The organism is Salinicola sp. NYA28a, assembly GCF_976982775.1.
The window spans coordinates 579,226-598,671 of record NZ_OZ334582.1; the positions used below are offsets into that span (position 1 = coordinate 579,226).

The 19,446-nt window shown below is 61.5% G+C and carries 16 protein-coding genes; 11 read left to right on the forward strand and 5 right to left on the reverse strand.

The window, feature by feature from the left end; all coding sequences use genetic code 11:
• Positions 1-103 precede the first annotated feature (103 nt).
• Positions 104-832, reverse strand: a complete 729-nt coding sequence (locus ACWHY3_RS02760) for a GntR family transcriptional regulator (RefSeq protein WP_087719041.1) — start codon at positions 830-832, stop codon at positions 104-106.
• 331 nt (positions 833-1,163) lie between these two features.
• On the opposite strand from ACWHY3_RS02760, the gene ACWHY3_RS02765 reads away from it, so the two are divergent.
• From ACWHY3_RS02765 to ACWHY3_RS02790, 6 genes are all read left to right on the forward strand, one after another.
• Positions 1,164-2,144, forward strand: a complete 981-nt coding sequence (locus tag ACWHY3_RS02765) for a tripartite tricarboxylate transporter substrate binding protein (RefSeq protein WP_332779030.1) — start codon at positions 1,164-1,166, stop codon at positions 2,142-2,144.
• Positions 2,145-2,176: 32 nt separating this feature from the next.
• Entirely contained in the window at positions 2,177-2,656 is a 480-nt protein-coding gene (locus tag ACWHY3_RS02770) for a tripartite tricarboxylate transporter TctB family protein (RefSeq protein WP_087719039.1), read from the forward strand.
• A gap of 78 nt (positions 2,657-2,734) precedes the next feature.
• Complete coding sequence (locus ACWHY3_RS02775; RefSeq protein ID WP_087719038.1) at positions 2,735-4,243, forward strand: tripartite tricarboxylate transporter permease; 1,509 nt, start codon at positions 2,735-2,737, stop codon at positions 4,241-4,243.
• 69 nt (positions 4,244-4,312) lie between these two features.
• Positions 4,313-5,434 (forward strand): mandelate racemase/muconate lactonizing enzyme family protein, encoded by a 1,122-nt coding sequence (locus ACWHY3_RS02780; protein ID WP_448127518.1) that lies wholly within the window; start codon positions 4,313-4,315, stop codon positions 5,432-5,434.
• Between the two features lie 80 nt (positions 5,435-5,514).
• The gene (locus tag ACWHY3_RS02785; RefSeq protein WP_448127519.1) at positions 5,515-6,438 is read left to right on the forward strand and encodes a dihydrodipicolinate synthase family protein; all 924 of its coding nucleotides are present in this window, start codon (positions 5,515-5,517) and stop codon (positions 6,436-6,438) included.
• 104 nt (positions 6,439-6,542) lie between these two features.
• Positions 6,543-7,709, forward strand: coding sequence for an alpha-hydroxy acid oxidase (locus ACWHY3_RS02790; RefSeq protein WP_448127520.1), 1,167 nt, complete (start codon positions 6,543-6,545; stop codon positions 7,707-7,709).
• A gap of 248 nt (positions 7,710-7,957) precedes the next feature.
• Here ACWHY3_RS02790 and tnpC read toward each other — a convergent pair whose 3' ends face one another.
• A complete protein-coding gene (gene tnpC / locus ACWHY3_RS02795; protein ID WP_023004967.1) occupies positions 7,958-9,397 on the reverse strand; it encodes an IS66 family transposase in 1,440 nt (479 codons plus the stop codon).
• A 431-nt stretch (positions 9,398-9,828) separates the two neighbouring features.
• On the opposite strand from tnpC, the gene ACWHY3_RS02800 reads away from it, so the two are divergent.
• The 4 genes from ACWHY3_RS02800 to ACWHY3_RS02815 all read left to right on the forward strand — a co-directional run bounded on the left by ACWHY3_RS02800 (position 9,829) and on the right by ACWHY3_RS02815 (position 15,054).
• Positions 9,829-10,227, forward strand: coding sequence for a hypothetical protein (locus ACWHY3_RS02800; protein ID WP_303855034.1), 399 nt, complete (start codon positions 9,829-9,831; stop codon positions 10,225-10,227).
• Positions 10,228-10,240: 13 nt separating this feature from the next.
• On the forward strand, positions 10,241-11,407 hold the full coding sequence (locus ACWHY3_RS02805) for a hypothetical protein (protein ID WP_448127521.1): 1,167 nt from the start codon (positions 10,241-10,243) through the stop codon (positions 11,405-11,407).
• A gap of 119 nt (positions 11,408-11,526) precedes the next feature.
• Positions 11,527-14,217, forward strand: coding sequence for an EAL domain-containing protein (locus tag ACWHY3_RS02810; protein WP_448128134.1), 2,691 nt, complete (start codon positions 11,527-11,529; stop codon positions 14,215-14,217).
• 48 nt (positions 14,218-14,265) lie between these two features.
• Positions 14,266-15,054, forward strand: a complete 789-nt coding sequence (locus tag ACWHY3_RS02815; protein WP_332779026.1) for a PEP-CTERM/exosortase system-associated acyltransferase — start codon at positions 14,266-14,268, stop codon at positions 15,052-15,054.
• Positions 15,055-15,149: 95 nt separating this feature from the next.
• Here the strand turns inward: ACWHY3_RS02815 and ACWHY3_RS02820 are convergent, their stop codons facing one another.
• Together ACWHY3_RS02820 and ACWHY3_RS02825 are read right to left on the reverse strand one after the other, a co-directional pair.
• On the reverse strand, positions 15,150-16,232 hold the full coding sequence (locus ACWHY3_RS02820) for a tartrate dehydrogenase (protein WP_087721007.1): 1,083 nt from the start codon (positions 16,230-16,232) through the stop codon (positions 15,150-15,152).
• Positions 16,233-16,239: 7 nt separating this feature from the next.
• Complete coding sequence (locus ACWHY3_RS02825; RefSeq protein WP_448127522.1) at positions 16,240-17,121, reverse strand: alpha/beta fold hydrolase; 882 nt, start codon at positions 17,119-17,121, stop codon at positions 16,240-16,242.
• A gap of 116 nt (positions 17,122-17,237) precedes the next feature.
• Between ACWHY3_RS02825 and ACWHY3_RS02830 the strand changes: the two genes are divergently transcribed.
• Entirely contained in the window at positions 17,238-18,152 is a 915-nt protein-coding gene (locus ACWHY3_RS02830) for a LysR family transcriptional regulator (protein WP_448127523.1), read from the forward strand.
• A 249-nt stretch (positions 18,153-18,401) separates the two neighbouring features.
• Here ACWHY3_RS02830 and ACWHY3_RS02835 read toward each other — a convergent pair whose 3' ends face one another.
• Entirely contained in the window at positions 18,402-19,361 is a 960-nt protein-coding gene (locus ACWHY3_RS02835) for an ABC transporter substrate-binding protein (RefSeq protein ID WP_442978328.1), read from the reverse strand.
• Between the last annotated feature and the right edge of the window lie 85 nt (positions 19,362-19,446).

Consider the following 19,446-nt stretch of genomic DNA (forward strand, 5'->3'; position numbering starts at 1 on the left):
AAGACCCAGCTTGGCGATTATCGTCCAGTACGGTCTTGAGAGGCGCTTGGGGTGGCTCTGGCGACGCACGGGGCTTTTCAGCCTCTAAGGCTGACTACCTGCATCAGCCGCCTTCCCGGAGGCGGTAGAGGTGGAGGTAGCGCTCCTTCGAGGGCTGGAGATGCTGGTAGCAGAGGCGATGTAGTTCGGCGCGGTCTTGCCGTTCGAGCGCGTCGATCATGGCGAGATGCTCGTCGCGGGCCAGCCGGATGGACTGGCGGTCGGTGGTGCCGATGAAGCGGATGGCATGTGCCTTCTGGGCGAATTCGTTGATGGTGTCGGCGAGATACTCGTTGCCGCAGGCGGCGAACAGCGTGCGGTGAAACGCGATGTTTTGATGAAACACCGCGCGCAGGTCGCCGCTCTCCACGGCCGCGCTGTGTCGCGACTGGATGGCGGTCAACGCCTCGATCAGCGAGGGCGGCGCCGGCATCGGTATGCGATCCGCGGCGGCCTCCTCCAACAGTTCGCGCATGACGTAGATCCCTTCCACCTCTTCCGGCGTATAGGATTTGACGAAAGCGCCGCGATTCTTGATGCGCTCCACCAGGCCGGCATTCTCGAGCTGAAACAGCGCCTGGCGCACCACGTGGCGCTTGCCGGCGAAGCGCTGCATCAGGTCTTCCTCGACCAGCCGCTCCTTCGGATGCACGCGATTGAGCACGATGTCTTCTTCTATGGCCGACACGATATCGGTCACGCTGGCCGCTTCGGCGACCGTCGCGGCTTGCTCGTCGACGAGGTATCGGCCCGTGTCGGTGCTGCTCGGTTTGGCGTTGTCCCGTTTTGGCATGAATGTGTTCCCGTCACGATGTATTCCCGTCACCCGGTTGGCCATTGTCTTCAGCAGGGCAGGCAAGGAGCAAGCGCCGCCGCTGGTCAGTCCGCCGGTTGCAGAATCGATTCTGCCACGGCCGTTCGCCGAATGATGGCGATTTCGCGCCCTTTAGGACCATTTTGTACGCCGTTACTGCTTTAGTCTCTATTGGCGGCAATATTATTGACAATCTGATCGATAAATTAATACGTTCTCTTTGGCACGACAAGAGTAGGTAAGACAAGAGTAGGCAAGACAAGGCTAGGTAAGACAACGACAAACAGACTCCGTCAGAGAGGAATCGATCATGCACGCCAAAGCCCTTCGCCACTGGCTGACGGCCACCGCCGTCGCCATCAGCCTGTCTCCCCTGGCGCAAGCCGCCGATTACGTGGGAGGCGATGAAGTCACCGTTCTGCAAGGATTCAAGCCGGGAGGCGGGAGTGATGCCCTGGCTCAGCTGGTCCAGCCGCGCCTGAGCGAAATTCTCGGCGTCGATTTCGTCAACGAATACATGCCCGGCGCCACCGGGGCCGTCGCCTGGACGAGGCTGGCCAAGCAGTCGCCCAACGATGGCAGCACCATCAGCATCACCAACACGCCGATGCTGATGACCAACTACATCATGAACGATGCCATCACCTACAAGACCGACGAGATGACGCCGATCGCCAACGTGGTGACCGATCCGGGCATCGTCGTCGTCAGTGCCGATAGCCCCTACCAGACCATCGAGGGTCTCTTCGAGGCCGCCGAGCAGAGCCCGGGTACGGTGACCATCGGCAATTCCGGCGTCGGCGGCGACGACTTCTTCACCACCATCCTGCTCGAGCAGGCCAAGGGGCTCTCCTTCAAGAAGGTGCCGTTCCAGGGCGACGGCCCGTCCGCGACGGCAGCCATGGGCGGCAAGATCGATGCCAGCTTCAACAACGTGGGCAACGTCTACGGGCAGATCGAGTCCGGCAACCTTCGGGCGCTGGCGGTGTTCGCCGAGAAGCGGCTGTCCAGCCTGCCGGACGTGCCCACCATGAAGGAGAAAGGGGTGGACGTGGTGGCGGGCTCCTCGCGGGGCTACAGCGCGCCGGCGGATATCCCGGAAGAGGCTCGGCAACAGCTGATCGAGGCGTTCGAGACGCTGGCGCAGGAGCCCGACTTCCAGGCCCAGGCGGAAAAGCGAGCCATGAATCTCGATGTCGTCACTGGCGATGACTACCGCGCCATGATCGACCAGATGGAGAGCGATTACCGCGGCATCTGGGAATCGGTCAAGGACGAGGTCGGTCGCTGAGTGGCCGATCGATACCCGACGAGGAGGACGCCATGAACGTCAGTCGTTTGCTGCTGGGAGTGTTTGGCATCGTCGTGGCCGGCGTCTTCTTCTTCGATGCCAGCGATTACCCCCGCGCCGCCGCCCAGATGCCGATGATCTACGCAGTCGCCGTCGGGCTGCTGTCGCTGGCGATGGTGGCCAGCGAACTGCGGCTACAGCGTCGCGCGCCGGCCACTGGCGGCAGCGCCGCCGAGCCAGCCGACCGGGAAGCGGACGAGGCACCACCGGCGCCCAAGCGCTGGGCGGCGGTCGTCACCATCTTCCTGCTGGCGGTGGGGTATGTCGCGTCGATGACGACGCTCGGTTACGTGCTGGCCACGGCGCTATTCATGACCCTGGCGCTGGCGATTCTGCGCACCGTGAAGTGGTCCTTCGCGCTGATCGCCGGTGCGGTGCTGATCGCCATGGTGTGCCTGGTGTTCGTGCAGTTCCTGGGTCTGCCGATCCCGCTGCTGCCGAGCTTTCTTTGAGTCTTCGCCAGCACTGGTAAGCCCTCGCCAGCACTGGCGGCCACGACGCTCGGTTCGAGCGCAGGAGAGTAGACGCGCATGGATTCCTCTTTGGTGATGATCGGGCTGACCAACGTGCTCAGCTTCAACAACATTGCCTGCATCCTCGGCGGTACGCTGCTGGGGCTGTTCGTCGGGGCGATGCCGGGGCTGTCGGCGACGATGGCGCTGGCCCTGCTGTTGCCGCTGACGTTCAGCTTCGACCCGGCGACCGGGCTGAGCATGCTGGCTTCGCTCTACGTTGGGGCGTCCTACGGCGGCTCCATCGCCGCGATTCTGCTGCGTACCCCCGGCACGCCCTCGGCGGCGGCGACCGTGCTCGACGGCTTCCCGCTCTCGCAGCAGGGCAAGGCGGGCCAGGCGCTGGGGATCTCGCTGTTCGCCTCGTTCTTCGGCGGGCTGATGAGCGGCATCGCGCTGCTGACGGCGGCACCGCTGCTCGGCACGCTGGTGCTCGAGTTCGGCCCGGTCGAGCTGTTCGCGATTGCCGTACTGGGCATCACCATCATCGGTTCGCTGGCGCAGGGGTCGGTGATCAGCGGCCTGCTTTCGGGCGGGCTGGGCCTGCTGCTCAGCACGGTGGGGATGGACCTGACGACCGGTACGCCACGCATGACCTTCGATCAGATCAACCTGTTCGCCGGGATCGATTTCACGGTGGCATTGATCGGGCTGTTCTCGGTGCCCCAGGCGCTGACGCTGATCGAGAACTCCCACCGGGGCAACAAGGTAGCGAGCCGTATCACCGACCGCTTGATGCCACGCTGGAGCACCATCAAGCAGCTGATGCCCAACATCCTGCGCTCCAGCGGCATCGGTATCGTCGTGGGGCTGATTCCCGGCACTGGTGGTGATACCGCCAGCTGGTTCGCCTACAACGAGGCCAAGCGCTTCGCCAAGGACAAGAGCCGCTTCGGCAAGGGAGAGATTGCCGGCGTCGCCGCGCCGGAGGCCGCCAATAATGCGGTCGTTGGCGGTGCGCTGATTCCTACCATCGCCCTCGGGATCCCGGGGAGCTCTTCCACCGCGATCCTGCTCGGTGCGCTGATGGTGCAGGGCATCCTGCCCGGCCCCAATCTGCTCACCGATTACGGCGACGTCACCTACACCCTGATCTGGGCGGTGATTCTCGCCAACATCGCGCTGCTGGTGGTGGGGCTGGCGTTCACCAAGATGAGCGTCTCGGTGACCAAGATTCCTGACGGCTTCATTGCCTGCGCGATTCTGACGCTGTGCATCATCGGTGCCTTCGCGATCAACAACAGCCTGTTCGATGTCGGGCTGATGCTGGGCTTCGGGTTGTTCGGCTACTGGATGAGCAAGGCGGGAGTGTCGCCGGCGCCGATGGTGATCGGCCTGATCCTGGGGCCAGTGATGGAGACCAGCTTCCAGCAGTCGATGCTGATCGGCAACGACAGCTTCGGCGTGTTCCTGGAAAGCCCCATCGCCACCGTGCTGCTGATTCTGGCGCTGCTCTCGATCCTGCAGGCGACACCGTTCTTCCGCTGGCTGCGTCTGCCGCTCAAGCGCCGCCTGAAACAGAGTTGATTCATGAGCCTGGATTCAAGACGCGTGGATTCATCACGCCCGGGTTAGCCCCTTCTGGAGAGATGACCGATGACGAGAATTACCGATGTACAGGCGCGAACGGTCAACGTCGCGCTGGATAATCCGACCAGCTTTTCCAACCGGCAGGTACTCAAGCGCGACTACGCGCTGGTCAAGGTGACCGGCGATGACGGCATCAGCGGTATCGGCTTCTGCTACGGCGGCAACAACGCCGGCCATCTGGTGACGCAGGCGGTACGCGATCTGCTCAAGCCGGTGCTGATAGGGCAGGACGCGCATCGCGTCGAGGGGCTGTGGCAGGAGATGTACCAGGAAGGGCTGCTGCACGGCCGCACCGGCTCGGTGATGCGGGCGCTGAGCATCCTCGACGTGGCGCTGTGGGACCGCAACGCCCGCGCCGCCAACCTGCCGCTCTACAAGTTTCTCGGCGCCAGCGACGAGCACAGCGTGGCGGCCTACGCCAGCGGCGGCTATTACCTCGACGGCAAGACGCCGGCCAGGCTGGCGGAAGAGATGACCGGCTATGTCGAGAAGGGCTTCAAGGCGGTCAAGATGAAGGTGGGGCGCGAAGATCTGGCTGGTGAAGAAGCGCGGCTGGCGGCGGTTCGCGAGGCGATCGGCCCCGACGTGCTGCTGATGATGGATGCCAACAACGCCTGGCGCGATCTTCCTTCGGCCCTGGCGTTCGCGCGCATGGCCGAGCCCTATTCGCCCTACTGGATCGAGGAGCCGTTCAGCCCCGACGATATCGACAACCACCGTCGTCTGGCCGAGCGTACGCCGATCCCGGTGGCAACCGGCGAGATCGAAGCCGGTCGGTGGCGCTTCAAGGAACTGTTGGACAAGGAGGCGGCGATGATCCTGCAGACCGATGCGGCGGTCTGTGGCGGGGTGACGGAGTTCCGTCGCATCGCGGCCACGGCAGCCAGCTACGGCGTGGAGATCTGCCCGCACTGGTTTCACGATCTACACGTGCATCTGGTCGGTTCGACGCCGAATGCGCCTTTCGTCGAATTTTTTGCCGACGATCAAGTGCTTAACTTCCGTAGGCTGATCGATACGCAGTTGACCTTCAGTGACGGACGGCTGAATCTACCCCAGACGCCAGGATTGGGATTCGACTTCGACGAGGAGGCGCTGTCGCGCTACGCCGTCGAGCCCTGGTCCTGAGTCGATCGATAGCATGGATCGATCGATAGCTTGGTCGACTGCTTTCACATCCACCACCTGCCTGCCAGAGGTCCGTGCTCATGTCGTCGAATGCGCCCTGCGGTACCGTACTCTCTCCGGTCATCACGCCGTTCAATGATGATCTCTCTCCCGATGCCGCGCGCTTCGTCGAGCACTGCCGCTGGCTGATGGCCAACGATGTCGGACTGGCCATCTTCGGCACCAACTCCGAGGCCAACTCGCTGTCGGTGCAGGAGCGTCTCGACCTGCTCGATCATCTGGTCGCGGCGGGGCTCGACACGAGCCGCCTGATGCCGGGCACCGGCTGCTGTTCGATACCCGACAGTGTCGCCCTGACACGCCATGCCGTGAACCAGGGCGTCGGTGGCGTGCTGATGCTGCCGCCGTTCTACTACAAGGGCGTCTCGGAGGAGGGGCTGTTCCGGTTCTACAGCGAGGTGATCGAGCGGGTCGGCGACGAGCGGATGCGGCTCTATCTTTACCATATTCCGCCGGTGGCGCAGGTGCCGATCGGGCTGGGGCTGATCGAGCGGCTGCTGAAGCGCTACCCCGAGGTCGTGGCAGGAATCAAGGACAGCTCCGGCGATTGGGCCAACACCCAGGCCGTCATCGACGCCTTCGGTGCGCAAGGGTTCCGGGTCTACGCGGGCAGCGAACGCTTCCTGCTGCCCACGCTGCGGGCCGGTGGCGCCGGGTGCATCAGCGCCACGGCCAACGTCAATCCCCGCGCGATCTCGTCACTGGGTGCCAGCTGGCGCGAGGAAGACGCCGACGCGCGCCAGCAGGGGTTGAACGAGATTCGCGATATCTTCGAGAGCGTGCCGATGATTCCGGCGCTCAAGGCCGCCACCGCCCATTTCAGCGGTGATCCCGCCTGGGACCGTCTGCGGCCGCCGCTGGTCTCGCTCGACGCCGGCCAGCGCGACAGGCTGCTGACAACGCTGGCAGGGGTCGACTTTGCGATGCCGGGGCTGAAGGGATGACGGCTTGCCGGCATCGCTCGCCGACTTTTCGTACGACTTTTCGTACAAAGCCTGACATCGCCTATGTATAACCGATCTCCCTTTTCCACGCGTAAGGATCATTCGTGACGCGCCAACAACGCCGCCTGTCCCGTATTCGCAACTTCCTGGACCTCGAACGCGCCGGCAAGCGCCATCTTCCCCGGCCGATCTACGGATACGTCGCCAACGCGGCGGAAGAGGGCAAGAGCCTGGCCGCCAACCGTGCGGCCTTCGATGACTACTGCTTCGTGCCGCGGGCGCTGAGGAATGTCTCCCGCGTCTCGCTCGAAACCGAACTGCTGGGCACGCGTTATGCCGCGCCGTTCGGCATCGCCCCGATGGGGATCAGCGCGCTTTCGGCCTATCGCGGCGATCTGGCGCTGGCTCGCGCGGCGTCGCGGTCCGAGGTGCCGATGATCATGAGCGGGTCGTCGCTGATCCCGATGGAAGAGGTGGCCCGGATCGATGGCAGCGACTGGTTCCAGGCCTATCTGCCGGGGGATCGGCCCGGTATCGAGGCGCTGATCGAGCGCATCGAGCGAGCGGGATTTCGCAATCTGGTCATCACGGTCGACTACGCCGTGCCGCCCAACCCCGACAACAACCGGCGCAGCGGCTTCTCGTCGCCGATTCGCCCCAGTGCCCGCCTGGCGCTGGACGGGTTGCTCAAGCCCCGCTGGCTCTACGAAACGTTCTACAAGACGCTTCGCCACCACGGCATTCCTCACTTCGAGAACAATCACGCCACCCGAGGCATTCCGGTCATTTCCCGGAACGTCAATCGCGACTTCTCGGGACGCACCCACCTCGACTGGGACTATCTCGCACTGGTACGGGAACGCTGGCCGGGCAATCTGGTCGTCAAGGGCATCCTGCACCCCGAAGATGCGAAACGTGCCAGAGATCACGGCGCCGATGGCATCATCGTCTCCAATCACGGCGGCAGGCAACTGGATGGCACGATCGCTCCGTTACGGGCACTGCCCGATATCGTCGAGGCTGTCGGCGACTATCCCGTCATGATCGACAGCGGCTTCCGGCGCGGTACCGATGTGCTGAAGGCACTCGCGCTGGGCGCGCGATTCGTCTTTTTCGGCAGGCCTTTCAATTATGCAGCCGCTTACGCCGGGGAAGCCGGTGTCGAACACGCGATTCGTCTGATGCGGGAAGAAATTGCGCGAGACATGGCGCTTCTCGGTATTACGGAAATCCAGCAGATGGATAAGAGCCGGCTGCGGGAAGTTCGCTAGGCGGCAATTGAAACTTGCCGCCTTGAATTACCTGTCGTTACAAATAAAATCCAAGCCATTACTGTGCGGTAAACTCTCTCCATTGGCCGGTTTTGACGTTATCTGACCTTTATTCGCCGATTTAACAGGCAAATCCCGAGATTTTCCTGGGTTCCCTATCTTTTTGGCGGGCCTCAGTAAATATCATCGATTAACATGATCGAGGGGTAAATTGTGGCATTATGCTACGTTGAAAGTAACTATTCAGGTCACGCTGCCTGATCCAGGCCGTCCCGACGCATGAATTCGGGCACTTCACCGGCAAACAACTGTTCCAGTGCGGTGTGCGCTGCCAGGCCCTGCTTGACCGCCGTCGAGAGGAAGCTGCGCATCCGGCAGAAGATCTCGGCACCTTCCCAGGAGCGGAAACAGCCTGAAATCTTCTGCTGGACCTTGGTCATCCGCAGGTCACGCTCCCCTTGGTTATTGGTGAAGGGCGCGGCGGGGTCGTCGAGGAAACGCAGCACGTCGTCCTCGTACGCCTGGAGACGTTCGAGCAGGTTACGTGCCTTGGTACGTTTGGCACGACCGCGCTTTCCCGGTGGTGGTGGGATCGGTGGCGGACACTCGGTCTCACCCTCTGTCAGGCACTGCCGATAGCGGACTCGCCAGCGTTGCGCCTCTTCGGGCGAGAGCGTGCCACCGGCAGCGTCAACGGCCTGATGCATCTCCAGCAGCAGATCATGCAGCGCCTTGGCCCACTTTTGGTGGTCATTTTCCCAGGCCGCAGTCAATTCACGCAGGTGATGGGCGTTGCAAAGTGCGTGGCGGCAATCCGCGTAGCGGTAGTAAGGCTTCCAGTGATCATGCACCAGCACCCCCTGGACATAGGGCAGGATGCCGATGGCATCCATGGCCTCCTGACCTCGCTTGGCGTGAGGCGCCAAGTAGGTCAGGGCGTCATTCGAGGCGCTGTGCAGCCAGTAGCGCTTGCCGCCGACCTGCATCCCGGTCTCGTCGGCATGCACGGTCGCGGCTTGCCTCAGCGCCGGGATCGCCCACTCGGCAAACGCCTCGGCGCGCTGATAGGCCTCTTGATTGAAGGCGAACAGCGTGCCGGTGCTCAGCGATAGATCGCACTGTGAGGCCAGCAGCGCCTGGATGCGGGCATAGGGCAGCAACTGATACTGCGAGAGATAGACGACATGCGCCTTGAGACGTGGGCCATACTGGATCGGGCGGGTCACGCCGTCGGGAAACGGCGCCACATGGCGCCGCCCGAGATCGTCCTCCAGCACCTCGGCGCGATACTCGGTGACGACGGCCTGGATCACGATGTCTTGCACCTGGCGCGTTTCGATGCCGACCGAGCGATAGGTGCGCCCTTTGGGCAAGGTGCGGCGATCGACGCGCAACGACACGATCTCGTCGGGATCGGTGACCGGCGCCAGCGTCTTGCCTTCGTGACCCGGTTGCCCGCCAGGGCGACGCTCGCCCTTGGCCCGGGAACGGCGTTGGCGGTTGGGGTCTTGTGACGGCGGCTTGCTGCTGTTGCGGCTGCTGGTGGCCAGTCGGTCGGCCATCAGCTTGACCAGCAGCATCAGCACGTCGATGGCAGCACGCAAGGAAGGCGAGACCGTGTGGTCTTCCTTGAGCTGCTGCCGGACCCGTTCCAGGGCCTCGTCGACGTTGATATCGCTGATGGTCATGTCACCGCATAGACGTGCCGAAGGATCAGGCACACTATGCCAAAAAAATCAGGTGGTTGGCGACATGCCATCCGCAGCCACCTGAATAGTTACCGTTGAAAAATACATTTATCCGATATGGCGATACGTGGATGAGGCAATACTCGTCTATTACGGGGACGGGTACTATTGGCAGTGGTGCGGGTGCCATGATATTGAAATCGAAAACTATCAGCCTATTAGTAAAGATCAGGGATCGCTCTTGATGCGATTATCGACATTACAGACTTTCCAATCTGCCACGCAGGGCGCTGAATCGAAGTTTTGTCGTTCGGTATTTCCGAGACTGAGTCGATTTCGGGTCGGAGATCATCCTTGAAAACCGCAACGACACCAGCAGAGTCAGGGAGTCATGACGCATGCGGAGGGGGCTGACCGGATGTCTGTTGCTCATGCTCGTTCTCGTCTCTCTCTGCAGCCTCGCAGATGAGCCCGCGACGCTCGTCATCGCCAACCGAACCGTGCACCAGTCCGCTTTGCCGCTAGAGACGCTCAGAGCCATATTCGCGATGCGGCAGAGAACGCTGCCAGACGGACAAGCGGTGCATGTCTATGTCTTGCTCGACGATAATCCGGTCCACGAAGACTTTTCCAAAAAGATACTGGGAGTCTACCCGCACCAGCTCCGTCTGGCCTGGGACCGCGCAGTATTTTCCGGGACCGGGCAGGCCCCCAACGAAGTCGACGATGAAACCGAGATGCTCGAGGCTATCGTCTCCACACCTGGCAGCATCGGCTATATCCAACAATCAAGCCTGAATGATCAGGTTCGGGTGCTCGATATTGAATAGATTGAAGCGGTTCTTGATCGTCGCTCAGGCTGCGGTAACCACAATAGGGGCCACTGGCGCTCACGCGATGGAAACGGCGGATACCTTCCAGGTTCATGGCTTCATGAGTCAGGCGCTCATCGTGACCGATCACAACGACTTCTTCGGTCCCAGCAGTGACGATGGCGGCAGCCTGGAATATACCGAACTGGGGCTCAACGCCTCTTTTCGTCCTTTTAGCCATGTCCTGGTCGCCGGTCAGGTGTTGAGCCGGAAAGCCGGCAATTACGGAGACGCCTGGCAGCCTGAACTGGATTACGGTGTCGTGGATTATCAGTTGATCGCCGATGAAGAAAGGGCATTCGGAATACAGCTGGGAAGATTCAAGAATCCGTTTGGCTTCTATAACCAGACACGTGATGCCCCGTCGACACGCCCCAGCATCCTGCTTCCCCAATCCATCTACTTCGATAGAAGCCGCTCTTTAGGGCTGGCTTCGGACGGGCTGAGTATTTACGACGAGGAGCGGTTCTCCAACGGTACCCTCTATATCCAGGGCGGTGTCGGCATGCCTCAGGTCAATAGTGACGCCGAAATCTCCCTGTCTCCCGATAATCCTTCGCTGGACGGCAAGCTCTCTTCGATCGGACAAGTGCTCTACGCCCATGATGGCGGTCGGATCAACGTGGCACTGAGCATGGCTCGGGTAAGGGCCGATTATCAGTCCAGGCAGGAGCGGCAGGAGAAAGGCGAGTTCATTTTCCAGCCAATGATTCTGTCTTTCCAGTACAACGCGGAAAACTGGAGCCTGACGACGGAGTACGAATATCAGCGCAAGGAACTGAAGGACTCCCCAGTCTCTTCCTACAATGGAAGAGTGAATGGAGAAAGTGTCTATGTTCAGTACTTGTACCGGCTATCCAGCCGCTGGCAATGGTTGTTGAGATACGATTATGCCGTCAGCGACAGAAACGACCGGGATGGCGAGCGCTTCGAGGCGTCCGGTAAAGGACAGGACTATTCGCGATTTGCCAAGGACGTGACGGCGGGCGTGCACTGGCGAGTGACTCCCAGCTGGAATATTCAAGCGGAAGTTCATCATGTCGATGGTACGGCCTGGCTGCCGAGGCAGGACAATGACGACGACAATACCGAACAGCATTGGAACATGCTGTTGTTGCAGACTTCGTTCAGTTTCTGATGTCACATCATAATTCTCGTCCCTATCGACTCAGTCTGAAATGGCGGGCTTTTGCGCTGACCAGTTTGATACTGCTGGGGCTGGCGGTCCTCATTACGTGGATCAGCTACAAGAGTCTGATGGAGCAGTTCCAGACCCATCAACAGGCCAACCAGCGAGAGCAGCGCCACCAGATCGAGACATCCCTGCAGAGCGCGGCCAGCGAGCTGAAGCAGTTGGCCGCTGTCGCGGCTTCCTCTGAATCGCTCAATGACGCCTTGCTATCACTGAACCGGGACCAGATTGCGGAATCTCTCCGGAACCAGTGGCCTACGCTGCAGCTGGATGCCGGGATCGATGAGCTGGTCATCTTCAGCCTGGAAGGCGAACCTCTAGCCGCCTATGGCGAAGACAACAACGGTAGCGATAAACGTCCGTCCCGGACGTGGCTGTCGAAAGTCGTCGAGTCCGAACAGCCGCAGGATCTCCTGCTGTGTGCCAACTCCTGCCTTCAGTTTGCGGCGGTGCCCATTCTCGTCCAGGGGGAAAATGCCGGCGTATTGATGTTGTCCCGATCGCTCGTGGATGTGATGAGCTATTTCCAGAGAAGTTCGGGAGACGATATCGCGTTGCTCACTCGGCAAGAAGGCGAGGAAATTCACGGGAATCCCGAGCGCGTCATACCGGCATGGAGCGCCTATTCGCTGGCGCTGACACATCAGGACATCGTGCTGCCGGTCCTCAAGGAGATCTCGCGTCGGATGTCGATCGACGACCTGAGCGCCAGCCCGGAAGATATCGAATACGGCGGGCGCCAGTACGAGGCGAGCGTCATCCCCCTCGAGAGCGGAGAAGAGGGCAGCGCCAATCGTTCAGGCTATTTCGTATCCGTCGAGGACGTCACCGCGCAGCTGGAGGGGATTCAGGAAACCACCGGAATGGTGTTCTTCGTTGCCCTGGCAGGATGGTTGGGTTCCGAGGCTTTTCTACTCTTCATTCTATGGAAACCCACCTTTCGAATACGGACTTTGAGTCAGACTCTCCCCGGTCTGGCGCGAGGTAAATTTGCGGAGTTGAGATCGCAGGTATCGCGCCATACCGAGAGCCGGCCAAAAGACGAGATCGACGTTCTGGCGGATGCCGCGATTGAGCTCTCCTACCAGTTGGAGCGTCTGGAAGGCGAAGTCACAGCGCGGGGAGAAAAGCTGCAGCAGCAGGTAGGGGAACTGGAACGTGAACGGGATCTCATCAGCGGCCTGATGAACACGGCCCAGGTGCTCGTCGTCGTCCATGGTGAAGACGAGATATTGATGGCGAATCGTTATGCCACGGACATGCTCGATGCCTCCGAATCCAGACTGGTGGGCGGCTCCTTTGCGAAGACGTTCCTGCCCTTTGCGAGAGAGTTTCATGGCGGGCAGCAGGAGAGCGACCTGGTCACCCTGAAAGGCGTGCGCCGAACGATCGCCTGGCACCATACGCCGCTGAATACCTGGGTCCATGACAAACCCGCAACGATATCCGTGGGGCTGGACATCACCGACCGGAAAAGCGCGGAGCAGAGGATCTCCTGGCTGGCGAATCGAGACCCCCTGACGGCGCTCTACAACCGGCGCTATTTCGAAGAGGTACTGGCGCACGCCGTCGTCCGAGACATGCACGGCGCCATGCTCTACATGGACCTGGATCGCTTCAAGGAGATCAACGAGCTGGGAGGCCATCAGGCGGGGGATGAACTGCTGGTTATGATTGCCGAAATGTTCCAGAGTCAGCTCAGTCATTCCGGCACGATTGCCCGATTGGGCGGCGATGAATTCGCCATCCTGATGGAAAATGCCTCCGCCGAACAGGCGGTCATATTGGCGAATATCATTACCCAGAGTCTGGAAAAAATCAGTCTCGATGTGGATGGACAGAAGCACAGGGCCGTTGCGAGTATAGGTATCGCTTTGTATCCGGATCACGGCGCCACACCCAAGGAATTGATGGCGAGTGCCGATTTCGCCATGTATCGGGCCAAGGAAGATCCGGTGCAGCGCTGGCATCTTCTGTCGGCGCAGACGGACAAAGAGGTACTGCAGGAAAGAGTCTACTGGGAAGAGCGCATTCGCCACGCGCTGGAGCACGATGGCTTCGAACTCTGGGGCCAGCCCATCGCGAGCGTCAACGGTCTGAAGGTGAAGCATCACGAGGTCCTGTTGCGCATGCGTCCCTCCGATACGGGCGAGGTCGTTTCGCCGGGATCGTTCATACCGGTTGCAGAGCGAAGTGGCCAGATAGTCGGCATCGATCGCTGGGTCATCTCGGAAAGTCTGAAGATGATGGGAGCCTGGGATGACGCCGATCGCCGGCTGGCCGTCAACGTGTCGGGCCAGTCATTGCACGACGAAGCGCTGACGGGGTTCCTCGAAAATGCGCTGAAGATGAACGGCGTCTCTGCTCATCGACTGGTCATCGAAGTCACGGAAACCGCTGCGGTCACCGACTTCGCCACGGCTCGCTGCATCCTGCAGAACATTCGGGACCTGGGATGTGCAATAGCCCTGGATGACTTTGGCGTCGGTTTCAGTAGTTTCTACTATCTGGACCAGCTGCCTATTGATTACATCAAGATCGACGGTTCCTTTATTCGGGACCTGCCGGAAAATAAACGTAGTCAAATGATCGTCAAGGCCATCGTCGAGATCGCGAAAGGATTCGGCAAACAGACCGTCGCGGAGTTCGTCGATCGGGAACCTGTTTATGACATTCTGAAAGAGTACGGCGTGGATTATATACAGGGATACTGGCTGGGTAAGCCCCGACCTTTTAGCGAAAGCCTTGATGACTGACGACGCTATCTTGACCACGGGACATTGGCTTGAATACGGGACATTGGGATGAGTCTGTACGATCAGTTTCATCAGCAGTTCGAATTCGTATTGGCAACCTCGGAAGCCGATAAACGGTACGTCTATCGCTTGCGCTATCAGGTCTATACGTCCGAGTTCGGTCATGTCATGCCGGGAGAGCCCGAGCGGCAGCTGGAATATGACGAATTCGATCGCTCGGCGCTGCACTGCTTCATCCGCCACCGTGCAACGCAGGAACCCGTCGCCTGCATCCGCGTCATCTATCCCGGCTCCGGTCACGGTCTTCATGAACTGCCGATCGAATCGAACTCGCGCGGCGAATTCTGTCATGCCGAACTGAACCCGGATCTCCTTCCCCGGGACCTGACCTGCGAGGTCTCGCGCGTCGCCATTCTGGGGCGTTACCGAAAGCGGCAGCCGATGCCGGAACCCGTACCCGAGAACGAAGGGCCGATCTACCCGCGCACCGACCATGACTACAAGGTGGCTTCCCTGCTGGGCGTTTCCGTCTATCTGGCCTCGACCGTGATGATCGGCCTGATGGAGCGCCGCCATGCGCTGGCGCTGATGGAGCCGAGGCTGGCCAGGCTGCTGGGTCGCTTCGGGCTGGCATTTCTGCGAGTCGGCAACATTCAGCAGTTCAACGGCGTCCGCGCGGCTTACTACATCGACCAGCACCAGGCGGAAGGGGCGCTGAAGCCGGAGCTGCAGGCATTCTATCGCGACATCGTCGGCTCGCTGTCGGCGCAGTTCGACGAGCCGGTACAGGGCGCCGTCCAGGGCCGTTCTCCCGTGGCCGAGTACGCCGGCTCCTGAACGCGACCCGAGCCACGGGGGCGGGCCTCCAACCCCGGCCGGCATGACGCTTGTGTCACGGCGACGACGATGTAGATCGCCGTCGCCGTTTCGTTTCAGCCGATGGCCTCGGCGATCTTCTCGCCCAGGCTGCGGGTGGTTCCCTTGCCCTTCAGATCCGGTGTCAGCGCGGACTTGTCGTCGCCTGCCAGCACTGCCTCGATGGCGCTGACCATCGCGTCGCCGGCTTCCTTGTAGCCGAGATGTTCGAGCATCATCGCGCCGCACCAGATCTGGCCGATGGGGTTGGCGATACCCTTGCCGGCGATGTCCGGGGCACTGCCGTGGACGGGCTCGAACAGGCTCGGGAACTTGCCTTCCGGGTTGATGTTGGCCGACGGCGCGACACCGATGGTGCCGGTACAGGCCGGGCCGAGATCGGAAAGAATGTCGCCGAACAGGTTGCTGGCGACGACCACATCGAACCAGTCCGGATGCAGCACGAAGTTGGCGGTCAGGATGTCGATATGGAACTGGTCGACGCTGACGTCCGGATAGCTTTTCGCCATCGCTTTCACGCGCTCGTCCCAATACGGCATGGTGATCGAGATGCCGTTGGATTTGGTTGCCGAGGTCAGCTTCTTGCGCGGCCGGCTCTGGGCCAGTTCGAAGGCGTATTTCAGTACCCGGTCGACCCCGGTGCGGGTCATCACCGTCTCCTGCATCACCGTCTCGCGGTCGGTGCCTTCGAAGATCTTGCCGCCGATGCTCGAATACTCGCCCTCGGTGTTCTCGCGCACCACGTAGAAGTCGATCTCGCCGGGCTCGCGATCGGCCAGCGGGCTCTTGATCCCCGGCATCAGGCGGCAGGGCCGCAGGTTGATGTACTGGTCGAAGTGACGCCGGAACTGCAGCAGCGAGCCCCACAGCGAGACATGATCCGGCACCTTCTCCGGCCAGCCCACCGCACCGTAGAAGATCGCATCGAAGCCTGAAAGCGTCTCGAACCAGTCGTCCGGCAGCATCTTGCCGTGCTCCAGATAGTAGTCGCAGCTACCGAACTCGAAGTGCTCGAACTCGAGATCGATATCGAAGCGTCTGGCGGCAGCCTCCAGCGCACGCAGGCCTTCCGGCACCACCTCGGTACCGATGCCGTCGCCGGGGATGACGGCGATCCTGTGAGTCTTGTTCTGGGCCATGGGTGATTTACCTCATGAAGTCGATGATTTGTTGGAAGACCGCATCCGGCGCTTCCTCGGGAAGATAGTGGCCGCAGGGCAGGGTGCCACCCTCGACACTGTCCTGGGAGACTGCTTGCCATTCGGCGAGGGCGTCGAAGCAGCGTTCGATGGTGCCGAATTCACCCCACCACACAGCCAGTGGCATCCGAAGATGCCGGCCGGCATCGCGGTCGGCGCGATCATGCTCCAGGTCGATGGTGCATGAAGCGCGGTAATCCTCGCAGAGCCCGTGCGCCGCACCGGGTAACGTCAGGCAGCGCTGGTACTCGGCGATGGCTTGTGGGTCGAAAGGCCCCAGTCCGGCGTGACGGCTACCCATGATGCGGGTGACGTAATCCGCCGGTGCGGCTTCGATCCATGACTCTGGCAGCGGCTTGGGCTGAATCAGGAAGAACCAGTGCCAGTAGGCGGTCGCGAAAGCGAGATCGGTGCCTTCGTACATCGCTAGGGTCGGCGCGATATCCAGCACCATCAATTTTTCGACCCGTTCTGCATGGTCCAGTGCCAGCCGGTGCGCGACACGCCCGCCGCGATCGTGGCCACAGAGGAAAAAGCACTCGAACCCCAACGCCTGCATGACCGCGACCTGATCCTGCGCCATCCGCCGTTTGCTGTAGTTGAGATGCTGCTCGTCGCCCTCGGGCTTGCTGGAATCGCCGTATCCGCGCAGATCGGTCGCGATCACGGTGTAGCGTTCGGCGAGACGCTGCGCGATGCGATGCCAGATGACATGCGTCTGAGGATGCCCGTGAAGTAGCAGCAACGGTGGGCCTTCACCACCGACTACGCCATGAATGGCGATGCCGTCCTCTACATCGATATCGAATTCGCGAAATCCATCGAACATTGGCTTGGCCTCGGTGAATGGGCTTCTGGCTAGCTTTAGCGTCAGTGTAGCCACTGACTGGCGCGGGATAATCCGGGTAAAATCGAATCGACTATTGCCTTGAAGTGGAGAATCCGATGGCTTCGATCGACGATCTCGCTTTCTTCCAGCGCATCGCCCAGGCCGGCAGCCTGACGGGCGCCGCCCGGGAACTCGGGCTTTCCCTGTCGGCGGTGAGCAAGCGGCTGCAGCAGCTGGAGGCGCGGCTGGGCGTATCGCTGGCGGCGAGGACGACGCGGCGTCTGGCGCTGACGGCGGAAGGGGAGCGCTACCTGCGGCGTGGGGCGATGATCCTCGACGATCTGGGCGATCTGGAAAACTCGCTGGGAGACCAGGACGCCATGCTCTCGGGTCGGCTGCGAATCAACGCCACGTTCGGCTTCGGACGCCGACACGTGGCGCCGCTGATCTCGCGCTTCGCCGAGCGCCACCCGCGGCTGGAACTGCTGCTGGAGCTGACCAGCTTTCCGGTAGGGCTCGACGAGCAGGGCTTCGATATCAACATCCGGGTGGGGGAGCCGCCGGATTCCCGCTGGATCGCCCGGCGGCTGCTCGCCAATCGCCGGATACTCTGCGCCGCCCCGGATTATTTGACGCAGGCGCCCCGGCTCGAACGGCTGGAAGATCTGGCCCGGCACCGCTGCCTGATCGTGCGGGAAAACGATACCGATTATTCGCTGTGGCGGTTCGAGGCCACCGATGGCACTCGCGCTCAGCGCGCCATTCGCGTCCAGGGCCGGCTTGCCAGCAACGACGCCGAAGCCATGACGCGGATGGCGCTGGATGGCCACGGCGTGCTGCTGCGCTCCTGGTGGGATGTCCACGAGCATCTGGCGAGCGGCGAGCTGGTGGCCCTGCTGCCCCAGTGGCGGGGAATCCGTGCGGACTTCCATCTGCTCTACAGCGAACGGGCCCGGGAGAGCGCCCGGATCCGACAGTTCGTCGACTTCATGACCGCGGAAATGGCCGGCCGCGTGCCTGCGCTGCCCTGAAGGCGGCTACCGGATGAGGCGATCGACCGGGGTGGGCGCCAATCGCGGACAAAAAAATGCCCACCAGGGGATGGTGGGCAAGTAAGGGATCATTCAAGGGAACACCTACTCAGAGTGCCGGGTGTTCCGTTAGTTCCGAGAGACGGCAAAAAAATCGGCATGAATTTGTAACGGTTTTTTGCTAGCGCCGTTTCCGTCTCGCGTCTCGATGCCGGCGCCTGGATTCTGAAGGAGCCAGTCTTCTCGACTTCAGAAGGAGAAAGACTTCTCGACTTCAGGCCATGCGGGATCGCCGCCCTGGGTCTTCACGCCTTCCAACATCTTTTCCACGCGCTCGGGATGCTGCTCGATCCACGCCTTGGCGACCTCTTCCATCGGCTTCTCTTCCTGTCCGTACTGCTTGATCATCCAGCTCTGCTCCTCGGCAGAGAACGAGAGCTGATTGAAGAAGGTCACCAGATTCGGATGAGCATCGGCATAGTCGCTCGCCATCAACGTGCGCACGTCGCTGGCGCCGTTGCCTTCGCCGAACAGGTTCTTGGAATCGCTGAGATAGCGCATGGGGAGTTCGAGGTTCATCCAGTGCGGCGTCCAGCCAACCCAGACGATGGGCTCTTCGTTGGTGATGTGGCTCTTGGCGGCGCTCAGCATGCCGACCGTACTGGTATCGACCAGCGTCCAGTCGCTCAGCCCCCAGGCGTCTTCATCGATCGCCTTGTTGAGGATTTCGCTGGCGGCGGAACCGGCGCCGAAGCCGTAGATCTCGCCCCGGAACTCGTCGCGATGGGCATCGAGATCGGCGAAGGAGGTGATGCCGCTATCGTAGACGTAGTCCGGCACGGCCAGCGTCATCTGCGCGCCGGTCACGTTGGTCGCCAGGCGGGTAATGCTGCCGTCGGCTTCCAGCGGCTCCAGCATCGGGTTCTGCGCTGGCAGCCAGGCGCCCAGGAAGACATCCACGTCGCCGGTATCGAGCCCCTGGTAGATCACCTGCAGGCCGATGTCCTGCGTCTTGCCTTCATAGCCCAGCGGCGCCAGCAACTGCCGGGCGATTTCGGTCTTCACCGTGATGCCGGGCCAGGACGGCACGCCGAAGTTGACCTGCTGGTCTGCCGCCATGGCGGCGCTCGTGCCCATCAGGGCAAAGCCGGTTCCTGCGATCAAGCCGGTGGTCAGCGTCAGGGCGGAAATCGTCATCGGTCGTTTCATTTGTTGTCTCCTGTCGTTCCCTCAATTGGCGTATCCCGTTCCGCGAAGGCGGACAACCTGGCGGAAATGCACCGGGATACACGCA